We start from the raw sequence: 11,128 nt of genomic DNA on the forward strand, positions 1-11,128 counted from the left end.
CCGCCCCGGTCAGGTGGCAGTCCGGGCTGCTCACGAGCCCCGTGGCGGTGGCGCCGCCGATGCCGGGCGCCCCTCCCGAGGGAGGGGTGTGATTCCGTACGGTGCTCATGGGGTAGGCGGGGCAGGAAGCCGGTTTCTTCCCCTGGGGTTGACGGTCAGCGCTTCACACGGAGGAAGCTGAGGGTGTTTTCGGTGAACGTCAGGCGGGACGGGCGCAGTGTGGTGTTCGCGCTGCGCGGGGAGCTCGACCACGAGAGCATGGAGCAGTTGCGCGAGGCGGGGAACCGGGAACTGGTCAAGGGGGAGACAGCGGGGCCGGTGGTGGTCGACTGTGCCGCGCTGTCGTTCTGCGACTCCTCCGGCATCGGTGAACTCGTACGACTTCACCAGCAGATGTCCCTGCGGAGCCGGGCGTTGCGCCTGGCGTGCGTGCCGGCGACGGTGTCCCGGCTGTTCAGGTTGACGGGTCTGAATCAGGTGCTCTCCGTCTACGCCGACGTGGACGAAGCCCTCGCGGTCGACGGAGCCCTCGCTGTCGACGGGCCCCTCGCCGTGCACGGGCGCCCCTCCGTGCACGCACCCCTCGCCGTGGACCGAGGCGTGGACCGAGGCGTGGACCGAGGCGTGGACCGAGGCGTGGACAAATCCATGGATAGATCCATGCACAGGGCGGACAGCGGGGACGACGCCATTACGGCCGGTGCCGACGGCTCGACGCAATCGATTGAGGGGCACCGCGCATGACGCGTCTACCGAAGCCGCAGCGGGGCCGACTTGTCGTGGGCGCGGGCGCTTGCGGCACCGCCGGGGGCAGGGCGCAGGGGGATCGCGGGGCGGAGGACGATCTGCGGGCACTGTTCGGGCAGTCGACGGCCGTGTTCGCGTCCCTGGCCGGTCCCGCGCACATGGTGGAAACGGCGAACGCCGCGTTCTTCTCCGCCGTCGGTGGCGGCGAGCACATCCGGACCGGCGTGCCGTTGGGGCAGCTGATGCCGGAGCCGGCGGCGCAGGGGTTCATCGCGCTGCTGGACCGGGTCTATCGCACGGGGAAGCCTCACACCGCGCGCGACGTCCGGGCGGTGCTCGGCCGGGGCGAAACCGTGCGGGAGGCGTTCTTCGATTTCTCCTACGAGCCCCGCCTGGACACCGGCGGGAACGTCATGGGGGTGCGGGTGATCGGGGTGGAGACGACCCAGGTCAAGCACGCCCAGCGCCTGACCGCGGAGCACCGGGCTCTGCTGGAGCAGATCGCCCGCCAGGCCCCGCTCCTCGATGTGCTGGACGGCATGGCCCACGTCATCGAGGACTTGGCACCCGAGGAGGTACTGGTCTCGGTGCTGCTGGCCGACGCCGACGGCCGGCATCTGCGCCACGGCGCGGCCCCGAGCCTGCCCGACTTCTACAACCAGGCCATCGACGGCATCGCCACCGGCGAGGGCGTGGGGTCGTGCGGCACGGCCGCGCACCGACGGCAGCCCGTGATCGTCACGGACATAGCCACCGATCCCTTCTGGGACGACTTCCGCGACCTCGCCGACCACGCCGGCGTCGCCGCCTGCTGGTCCACCCCCATCCTGGCGCGTGACGGCTCGCTCCTTGGCACCTTCGCCATGTACCACCGCGTGCCCCGCGCACCCCAGGAGGCCGACCTCGCGCTGGCCCGTGTCTTCGCGGGTACCGCGGCCCTGGCCATCGAGCGCGACACGGCCGAAAGGGCACGCCTTGCGGCGGAGGCCCGGGAGAAAGCCGCCCGTGATGACCTCTCCTTCCTGCTGGATGCCAGCGCCGCTCTGACGTCCGACCTGGACGCCGGCCAGAGTCTTCAGCGCCTCGCCGCCTCGTGCGTGCCGAAGCTGGCTCCCCTGTGCGCCGTCGACATCATCCGGGGCGGGCGGGTGTGCCGTGTCGCCACGGCCGCGCCCACCGAGGAGCAGCAGGCCCTGCTCGCCTCCCACATACCGGTCTACGACGCCGACGACGACGCGGTCTCCCGCGTTCTGGCCTCGGGCACGAGCGAAGTCGCCCGCCGCGCCCCCACCGGGCCCGGCCCCTGGCACGACCTGGGGGTCACCGGCTATTTGTGTGTTCCCCTCATGGACCGCGGCAGCGCGTTCGGCACCGTAACGCTCCTGTCGACCGGCGAGCACACCTTCGACGGTCACACCGTCGCGCTGGCCGAGGAACTCGCGCGCCGAGCGGGCTCCGCCGCCCACAACGCCCGCCAGTACGCCCATCGCGCCACCCTGGCCCGTGACCTCCAGGCGGGCCTGCTCCTTCCGGACCTTCCGGCCGTGCCGGGAACCGATGTCGCCACCTACTACCACCCCGCCGGCGAAGGCCTCGACATCGGCGGCGACTTCTACGACGTCTTCCCGCTCGACGACGGCCGCTGGGCGTTCCTGCTCGGTGACGTCTGCGGACGCGGCGCCATGGCCGCCACCACCACCGCCCTGGTCCGCCACACGGCACGCGCCGTCGCCCCTTTCCTGCCCGGTCCCGAGGATGTCGTCAAGGCCGTCAACCGAGCCCTGACCAACCGGCCCGACAGTCACGGCGGCGGCTTCGTCACTCTCGTCTACGGACAGCTCACCCCCTCACAGGACGGGCTGGACATCGAGCTCGTCCGCGCAGGCCACACGCTGCCCCTCCACCTCGGCGAAGGTCCCACCGCCCGAGTGGTCGAGGCACAAGGCTCCCTGCTCGGCATCTCCGCCAACCCCGACGTATCACCCCACCATCTGCGCCTGCGGCCGCACGAGAGTCTGCTGCTCTACACCGACGGCATCACCGAGGCCCGCGACGCCGACGGAGAGCAGTTCGGCGAGCAACGCCTGATCGACGCGCTGGTGGGCGCGTCGCACGAGGTCGGGGCCGGGGCCGGTCATGTCATCGATGCCGTGACCAGCGCCGTGCGTACGTTCACAGGGGGTCACGACATCGACGACGACCAGGCCGTCCTCGTCCTGACCGCAACAGCGCCCCGTTCGCGGGGGTGAGCGGGAAAGCGGGCTCACCTGATTCACGGCCGATCGTCATGCCGGGTGTTCCAGCGTGCTGGCGACCGCCCCTGCCGCCCGGGGGAACGGGGCGGTCGCGGCGGTGAACAGCGCGCGGGTACGGGTCAGTGTCAGGAGCCGGCGCATCGCGGGGCTCGCGGAGCGAATGCTGAGGGTCTTGCCCTGAGCCAGCGCACGGTGGCGGGCCCGGAGCAGCGCGCTCAGCCCGGAACAGTCGCAGAAGGCGACCTGCCGCAGATCGAGGATCACGCCGCCCGTCGAGCGGTCAAGGGCCCGGCGCAGGTGCTGGTAGAGGGGCTCGGCACTGTCAAGATCGAGCTCGCCTTCCACCAGGACGGTGCAGGCGCTTTTCGCCCGCGCCGCGAGGCCGCCCGAGGAATACGCGCCCTTGCCCACGGCTCGCGTGAGCGGGCCTGGAGCTTTCATGGCTGCCTCCCACGGGACTCCACCGCGCTGTGCCGGTCCTCTTCAATCTGCGCCGCCCGCTCGTAGGACGTCAAGAGATACCGGAAACAGGGTTCTCCCTTCCGCTCCCCCGCCTCGCCCGGGGCCCGTCCCATCGCATGGGCGCGAATCCTCAGCCCGCGCCGGCCGGTCGCATGGCTACTGGCCCCTGGTCCCCGGCCGCTGTCCCCATGCCCCCGGCCTCCGCCCATGCCCCTCCCCCTCATCGACGCACCCCCACCCTGACGCTCAACCCCGCCCCACAACTGGAGGCGGGGTTGAGGCGCACAAGGCGGCAGATGGCTGAGGCAGGCCGGCTCCGCCGAGACGGCCCGCGTGCCGTCACCTACCGCTGCGGATGTCCCCGCATGTGTACGAGATCGACCTCGTGCGGCGGGCTGGTCCGACGGGCCGGTCTCACTTCAGGTGGCGGGTGAAGAACTGGGCCGCGACCTCTCCCGCGAACTGAGGAACGCCGGTGTGGCCGCCCATGTTGGCGTGCAGGGACTTCTCCTTGGACCCGAAGGCGTCGAACAGATCCAAGGCGGCCTGCCGGTCGTTCCCTTCGTCGTCCCACTGCAGCAGGACGTGCAGCGGAACGGTGACTCGCCGGGCCTCCTCGAACACGGCGCGGGGCACGAAGCTCCCCGCGAAGAGGCCGGCGGCCGCGATACGCGGCTCGATCACCGCAAGCCGGATGCCGATGGAGATGACTCCCCCCGAGTACCCGACCGGGCCGCCGATCTCCGGCAGCGACAGGACGGCGTCCAGGGCGGCCTGCCATTCCGGCGCCGCCTTGTCGACCAGCGGAAGGACGAGGGCGTCGACGATCTCGTCGCTCACCGGTTGGCCGGCTTCCATCGCCCGCCGCAGTTCGGCGCGGGCCTGCTCGACGGCCGGCCAACGGGGCCGGTCACCGCTTCCCGGCAGCTCGAGGGTGGCCGTGGCAAAGCCGTCCGCCGCGGAATACAGGGCACGGGCCACCAGCCGGGGGTACATCCGGCCCAGACCGAGGGGAGGGTGACCGAGCAGGATCAGCGGCACAGGGGAGGAAGCCGACGCGGATGCGGGCGTCCACAGAAAGCCGGGAATCTCGCCGAGGTTGAATGCGCGCTCGATGACGCTGTCGTCGAGTCGTCGTTCAGAAGTGAATTGCACGATCGTGCCTTTCGGGAGTGCACTGGAACGGCGCTCCCGGGCGACGATCTATCGCCCGACCGTGACCCCGGAGGGGAGCACCCATGTCGATACTGCGTTCACGGGTACCACCTCCTCGATCTCTCGCACGGCCGCTTGAAAGGTAGCAGCGGCCACCCCGCGCCGGTCAAACGAATTTTGACGGAGCCTCGCCGACGGACACCGACCCCGCGCGGGTGCACGGCGCCCGCGTATCGGATGCCGTCCCGTGTGCGCGTGGCGTGTGCGCGATGCCGTTGACGAGGGCTTGGAGGATCCAGTCGCGCCGCGCTGTCGGTGGCCCGGAGATCAGGTCCGCACCGAGGGCGGCGACGTGCGGGTGCCGGGTGGACGAGGCTTGGTGCAGGGCGGCGGTCAGCGCCTTCCAGTCGTCCTCGCCCTCGCCCTCACCCTCAACGTCGGCGTTGACGCCGACGTCGGCGCCGGCGGACTGTCGGCGGGCCGAGTGCTCCGCCGCGGTTGCAGTCGCCGTCTGGAGCAGGGCATCGACGCCCCAGGCTGCCTGGTCGCCCGGAACCCCACCGTCGTGCAGCAGCGCCAGCAGTGTCTCGACGAGGTCGAGGTAGTTGGGGCCGGAGGGGCGGGCGATCAGGGCCGACTGAGCCAGGCCGGGATAGGCGTAGAGCACCTCGATGTACGACGTCAGTACGGCTCCGACCCGCTCGCGCCAGTCCCCGGTCGCCGCAGCCGCACCCAGGTCGACCTCACCCAGCAACTCTTCGAGGATCGCCGCGTGCAGTTCGGCGGTGTTGGCCACGTACACGTACAACGACGCGGGGCCGGTGTCGAGCTCCTGTGCCAGCCTGCGCATCGTGAGCTTGGGCAGACCCTCGGCCTCCATGATCCGCACTGCCGTGGCGATGATGCCGTCGCGGGTGAGTGCCGGCTTGGCGGGGCGCTCCCGGCGGCTGCGGGGCTGTGAGCTCGGGGTCATGCCTTCAGCATAGCGAACGCGTTCGTCGCGAACAGATTCGCTCGATCGCACCCCACGTGCCGCTTTCGCCTGACACCGCGCAGCTCGCGCCCCCCGCCCAGCTCGCACCCCACCCACCGCGCAACTCACGGTTCACCGCCGCCCGCCCCCTCGCCGTACAGACCCCCCTCGCCCTCAGGCCGTCCTCGTCGCCTCATACGCGCCATCGGATTCCGGTACCCACGGGCAACGAACTTGTTCGTCACGAACATGTTCGTTAATATCGAAGCGCTGCCGGTTCACCCCTCCTCATCTCAGGCCCACTCCTGAACCCTCAGCCCCACCGACCCGCCACCCCCACACCGCTGTCCATGTCGTCAGGAGCACGCCCATGACCACCACCACGAACGCCACAACCCCCGCCCATCACCCCATCGCGATCATCGGCGCCGGTCTCGGCGGCCTCACCCTCGCTCGTGTGCTGCACGTGCACGGCATCGACTCGGCCGTCTTCGACCTGGAGGCGGGACGAGACGTCCGCCGCCAGGGCGGCATGCTCGACATCCACGAGGAAAGCGGGCAGATCGCCCTGCGCGCGGCCGGGCTGTACGACGACTTCCGCGCCCTCGTGCACCCCGGCGGCCAGGCCTGCAGGGTGCTGGACCAGCATGGCGTCGTCCATTTCGAAGAGCCGGACACCGGCGACGGCGACCGCCCCGAGGTCGACCGAGGCCAACTGCGCGACCTCCTCCTCGACTCCCTCCCCGGCGACACCGTGCGCTGGAATCGCAAAGCCACCGGGGCCCGTGCCCTCGACGACGGCCGCCACGAGGTCACCTTCGCCGACGGCGGGAGCGTCACCTGTGACCTGTTGGTCGGCGCGGACGGCGCCTGGTCCCGCATCCGTCCCCTGGTCTCCGACGCCTGGCCGGCGTACACCGGCATCTCCTTCGTCGAGAGCGACCTGCTGGACGCCGACACCCGGCACCCGGCCGCCGCGGCCGTCGTCGGTGGCGGCGCGCTCTTCGCACTCGCCGACCACAGGGGTGTGCTGGCCCACCGCCAGACCGACGGCAGCCTGCACGTCTCCTCCGCGGTCCAGATCGCCGAAGGCTGGCTCGACGGCATCGACTTCACCGACCCGCGGGCGGCGACGACGGCCGTACTCCAGCAGTTCGCGGGCTGGGACGAGCGTGTCCAGGCACTGATCAAGGACTCCGACAACCCGCTGGTCCCGCGGAAGATCCACGCCCTGCCCGTCGGGCACCGCTGGGCTCACGTGCGGGGCGTAACGCTGCTCGGCGACGCCGCCCATGTGATGTCGCCGTTCGCGGGCGAGGGAGCCAACCTCGCCATGCTCGACGGCGCCGAGCTCGGGGAAGCCATCGCGGCCCACCGAGGCGACGCCGACAAGGCTGTCGCCGTCTACGAAGAGTCCCTCTTCCCCCGCAGTGCCGACAAGGCTCAGGAATCCGTCGACGGCATCGGCATGTGCTTCGGCCCGAACCCGATCGCCGCTCTGGTCGGCCTGTTCAGCGCGCCCCGGAACGAGACGGCCTGAGGCTCCTTCGGCCACCGCTCTCCTCCGTCTCCGTCGTGAAGCTCCACCGTGCTCCAACCTGCAGACGAGCAACAGCCGGTCAACCAGCAGCATTTGGGCTGCCGCACGGCTCCGGAGCCCCAGTCGGTATGGGCCGATCCCCGGGAGCAGGACCAGCCCCGCCACCCGGCCCCCGGCCTCCGCCCCCGACCCCGACCCCGACCCCGAGAGCAAAACCGGCCCTCCGATCAACCCGAACCCCACATACGCACGCGGAGGACGTAGCGGGCCCAGTCATGCCCGCGCCACGGCCTCCAACGGGCTGAGCCGGGCGGCGCGTCGGGCCGGGACGGCGGCCGCGACCGTGCCGACCGCGAGGCCGAGTGCCGACACCAGGGCGAGGGTGCCCCAGGGCAGTGAGAAGGAGTACTGCGGGATCGCTCCGTTGGCCAGTCCGCTGACCTTCCACGCCCCGAACAGCCCGCCGGCCAGCCCGAGAAGGGTGCCGAAGGCGGCGACGCACAGGCTCTCAAGTCTGATCATGGTGCGGATGGCCGAGCGGTCCATGCCGATGGCCCGCAGGACGCCGATCTCCCGAGTTCGCTCCGCGACCGACATGGCAAGGGTGTTGACCATGCCGAGCGTCGAGATCAGTACGCCGATGGCGAGCAGCCCCGTCACCATGGTCATGAGTTCACCGGCGGTGCCGGCCTGGGTCTGTACGAGTTGGTCGCGGCTTTGGACGGTCACGAGCGGGCTGTTGCTCACGGCGGTGCGCAGCTGCTTCGCCAGGTCCGCGGACGTCGTACCGCCGTCGGTGCGGACCAGCAGGCGTTGTACGGAGTCGCGCAAATAGGCGTGTTTCTGAACGTCGGCGCGGTAGCCGAGGACGTCCTGCGCGGTGGGGTTGTCCTGGTAGACGCCGACCACGGTGTAGTGCCGGCCCGGGCCGGCGGCGCCGATGCTCGCGTCGAGTTGTCGGCCGGTGACGAGGTGGTGCTCGGCGGCGTAGCTGCGTGAGACGGCGATCTTGCCAGGGCCGATGGCGGTGGCGGAGCCGCTGAGGAATCGGAGTTTCATCACCTCGCTCACGGTCCGGGGGTCGACTCCGGAGATCTGCTCGCCGCCCGGGGTGATGGTGGAGTCCGCCGCGGCTGAAGCGATGCGCACGCCGGGTACCGCGGCGACACGCCGGACGGCCGCGGAGTCGATGGCGGTGGTGGAGGTGCGCGTACCGATGACGTAGTCGGCGCTCAGCCCGGCGGCGGCCTGGGAGTCCAGGGCCCGGCTCGTGGAGTGGTCGACGACCGCGAGGCCCGATACGAGCGCCGTGCTGATCATCAACGCGGCGGCGGTGGCCGCGGTACGGCGCGGATTGCGCAGGGTGTTCTCGCGGGCGAGGTCACCCGCCGCGCCGAAGCGGGCGATGAGGCGGCCGAGCAGGTGGATGACGGGGCCGGCGAGGAGCGGGGCGAGCAGGATCAGGCCGACCACGAGGATGCCGCAGCCGAGCAGGGCCGTCTGCAGATTGGCGTCGGTGGCGCTGACCGCATCGGTCAGCGAGAACAGCAGACCGGCGCCGAGCACGATCAAGGCCAGGCCGGCCGCGCTTCGGATACGGGAAAGGGCCGCGGAGGACGGTTGTTCGGCGGTGCGCATGGCCTCGACGGGGGCGATGCGGGCCGCGGCGCGCGACGGCAGCCAGGCGGCGAGCACGGTGACGCCGACCCCCACGACGAGTGAGGCGATGACCGCCGTCGGCCCGATCACCAGGGGGCCGCTGGGCAGCAAGTCGCCCGAGGTGTCGAGGACTTGGGGAAGTACGGTGGCCACACCCAGGCCCAGTGCGAAGCCCAGCGCGGACGCGACGATTCCTACCACGGCCGCCTCGGCCAGGACGGAGCGGACCACTTGGCGGCGCGTGGCGCCGATCGCCCGCAACAGGGCGATTTCCCGGGCGCGTTCGGCGATGAGCATGGTGAAGGTGTTGACGATGAGGAACGTGCCGATGAAGAGGGAGACCGCGGCGAAGAGCAGCGGCATACGCTCGTAGCTCTTGGTCTTGGTGCCGATGAAGAGGGACTGCTGGTTGGCCTGGGCGGCGCCGGTGACCGCCTCGGCGCGGTCGGAGTGCAGCATGGCCGTGACCCGGTCGGAGAGCTCGAACTGGCTGGTGCCGGGGGTCGCTGCCAGGTCGATCCCGGTGTAGCGCCCGGGGGCGGCGAACAGTTTCTGGGCGGTCGCCTTGTCGAAGACCGCCAGGGTCCCGCCGGCGTTCACCCGGCTGTCCGTGGTGGACACCAGTCCCACCAGGCGCGGTGTGAGGACCGGGCCGTCGCCGGCGAGGGTGACGGTGTCACCGAGGCTGTAGCCTGCGGTTTTCGCGGTGCCGCGGTCGAGGGCGACCTCGCCCTGGTCGGCGGGGGCCCGGCCCTCTGTCAGCGAGTAGCGGTTGTCCTTGCCGCCCGGGCCCGGCACGTAGGCGGCACCGAACCTGCCCATCGCGGTGTCGGCGCGCATCGGGGTGCCGTCCTTCGCGGCCAGGGTCACGGTGCCGTCCACCGTCGGGCGTACGGCGGCTACGCCGGGAAGATGGGACAGCTTGCGTACGAGGGCGTCGTCGAGGGCCCTGTACTGCTCGCGTGGGCCGGCACCGGGGGTGAATGTCGGGCTGACGCTCACGGCAATGCCCGCGTAGTCGCGTGCCATCGCGGCGCGGTAGGCCGAGGTGGTGGAGTCGGCGAAGATCAACAAGCCGGAGATGAACGCGACGCCTAGGCAGACCGACAGGACGGTCATGATCAGACGGGTTTTGTGCGCGAGGACGTTGCGCAGGGCTGTTCGCAGCATGGGGCTTTCCGCGGGTCGGGGCAGCAGGGAGTTGGGGGTCCGGGGATCGGGGCGCGCCGGGGAGACGAGGGTCGGGAATCGGGGGCGATGGGGAGACGAGGGTCGGAAACCGGGGGCGATGGGGAGACGAGGGTCGGAAACCGGCGGCGCAGGAGAGGCGAGGGTCGGGAACCGGGGCGTCGCTTCTGGGACAGAGAGGGGGACACCGCGGGCGCGGGGGTCAGCCGATGAGCCGGCCCTGCGTCTCGAAGGCGAGCATCCGGTCGACGACGGCGCCCGAGGTCGGCTCGTGCAGTTCGTCCACTGGCATGCCGTCGGCGAGGGAGACGACACGGTCCGCGTGGGCGGCGGCGACCGTGTCGTGGGTCACCATCACCACCGTCTGACCCAACTCGTCGACGGAGGCGCGCAGGAAGTCCAGTACATGCGCGCCGGAGCGGGAATCAAGGTTCCCGGTGGGTTCGTCGGCGAAGACGATCTCGGGGCGGGACATCAGTGCGCGGGCCACGGCGACGCGCTGCTGCTGGCCGCCGGAGAGTTCGGCCGGCCGGTGGGTGAGGCGTTCGGACAGTCCCGTGGCGGCGATGACGGTGTCCGACCATGCGGCGTCGGGGCGACGACCGGCCAGGCGTAGCGGCAGGGTCATGTTCTCGTACGCCGTGAGGGTGGGCAGCAGGTTGAAGCCCTGGAACACGAAGCCGACCTTTTCCCGTCGCAGCGCGGTGAGTTGACGGTCATTCAGCTCCGCCAGTTCGACGCCTCCGATCTGCGCCGACCCCGATGTGGCACGGTCGAGGCCCGCCATGCAGTGCATGAGTGTCGACTTGCCGGATCCTGAAGGGCCCATGACCGCGGTGAACCGGGCTCGGCCGAACGCCACCGTCACACCGTCCAGCGCCACGACCTGGGTTTCACCGCGACCGTAGAGCTTGGTCAGTCGGGTGGCGCGGGCTGCCGGCTCGGTGTCGGCGGCGCCGGGGGCATCGGCGGGAAGGAAAGTCTGGGGCACGGGGTCTCCGGGTGGGAACGGGAGCGGCGGCCCGCAAACGTTCGCGAGCCGGGATGTCTTCCATCCTTGGCGTTCTCACCTGCGTGAACATCGGCCGGGAGGTGGTGATGTGGTCTCTGTCGAAGGGCAGGGGTGAAGGGATCCTCTCTGCCTTTCGG

At 71.0% G+C, this 11,128-nt stretch carries 8 protein-coding genes; 3 read left to right on the top strand and 5 right to left on the bottom strand.

The genetic code is table 11. The features are described 5' to 3' along the window. Positions 1–192 precede the first annotated feature (192 nt). Together AB0D31_RS11885 and AB0D31_RS11890 are read left to right on the top strand one after the other, a co-directional pair. Complete coding sequence (locus AB0D31_RS11885; RefSeq protein ID WP_362720501.1) at positions 193–744, top strand: STAS domain-containing protein; 552 nt, start codon at positions 193–195, stop codon at positions 742–744. Beyond that, a complete protein-coding gene (locus AB0D31_RS11890) occupies positions 741–2,996 on the top strand; it encodes a SpoIIE family protein phosphatase (RefSeq protein WP_362720503.1) in 2,256 nt (751 codons plus the stop codon). Before AB0D31_RS11885 ends, AB0D31_RS11890 begins: the two co-directional genes overlap by 4 nt. Before the next feature lie 36 nt (positions 2,997–3,032). Here the strand turns inward: AB0D31_RS11890 and AB0D31_RS11895 are convergent, their stop codons facing one another. From AB0D31_RS11895 to AB0D31_RS11905, 3 genes are all read right to left on the bottom strand, one after another. After that, positions 3,033–3,443, bottom strand: coding sequence for an STAS domain-containing protein (locus tag AB0D31_RS11895; RefSeq protein ID WP_362720506.1), 411 nt, complete (start codon positions 3,441–3,443; stop codon positions 3,033–3,035). A gap of 435 nt (positions 3,444–3,878) precedes the next feature. Next, complete coding sequence (locus tag AB0D31_RS11900) at positions 3,879–4,619, bottom strand: alpha/beta hydrolase (protein ID WP_362720509.1); 741 nt, start codon at positions 4,617–4,619, stop codon at positions 3,879–3,881. 166 nt (positions 4,620–4,785) lie between these two features. Continuing rightward, the gene (locus tag AB0D31_RS11905) at positions 4,786–5,592 is read right to left on the bottom strand and encodes a TetR/AcrR family transcriptional regulator (RefSeq protein WP_362720512.1); all 807 of its coding nucleotides are present in this window, start codon (positions 5,590–5,592) and stop codon (positions 4,786–4,788) included. Positions 5,593–5,962: 370 nt separating this feature from the next. Here AB0D31_RS11905 and AB0D31_RS11910 point away from each other — a divergent pair, with 370 nt between their 5' ends. After that, entirely contained in the window at positions 5,963–7,132 is a 1,170-nt protein-coding gene (locus tag AB0D31_RS11910) for an NAD(P)/FAD-dependent oxidoreductase (protein ID WP_362720515.1), read from the top strand. A 273-nt stretch (positions 7,133–7,405) separates the two neighbouring features. On the opposite strand, the gene AB0D31_RS11915 is transcribed toward AB0D31_RS11910, so the two are convergent. Both AB0D31_RS11915 and AB0D31_RS11920 read right to left on the bottom strand, forming a co-directional pair. Continuing rightward, positions 7,406–9,961 (bottom strand): FtsX-like permease family protein, encoded by a 2,556-nt coding sequence (locus tag AB0D31_RS11915; protein ID WP_362720518.1) that lies wholly within the window; start codon positions 9,959–9,961, stop codon positions 7,406–7,408. Between the two features lie 220 nt (positions 9,962–10,181). Further along, the gene (locus tag AB0D31_RS11920; RefSeq protein WP_362720520.1) at positions 10,182–10,970 is read right to left on the bottom strand and encodes an ABC transporter ATP-binding protein; all 789 of its coding nucleotides are present in this window, start codon (positions 10,968–10,970) and stop codon (positions 10,182–10,184) included. Positions 10,971–11,128 lie beyond the last annotated feature (158 nt).

It is taken from the genome of Streptomyces sp. NPDC048361 (assembly GCF_040651795.1).
Lineage (GTDB): Bacteria > Actinomycetota > Actinomycetes > Streptomycetales > Streptomycetaceae > Streptomyces.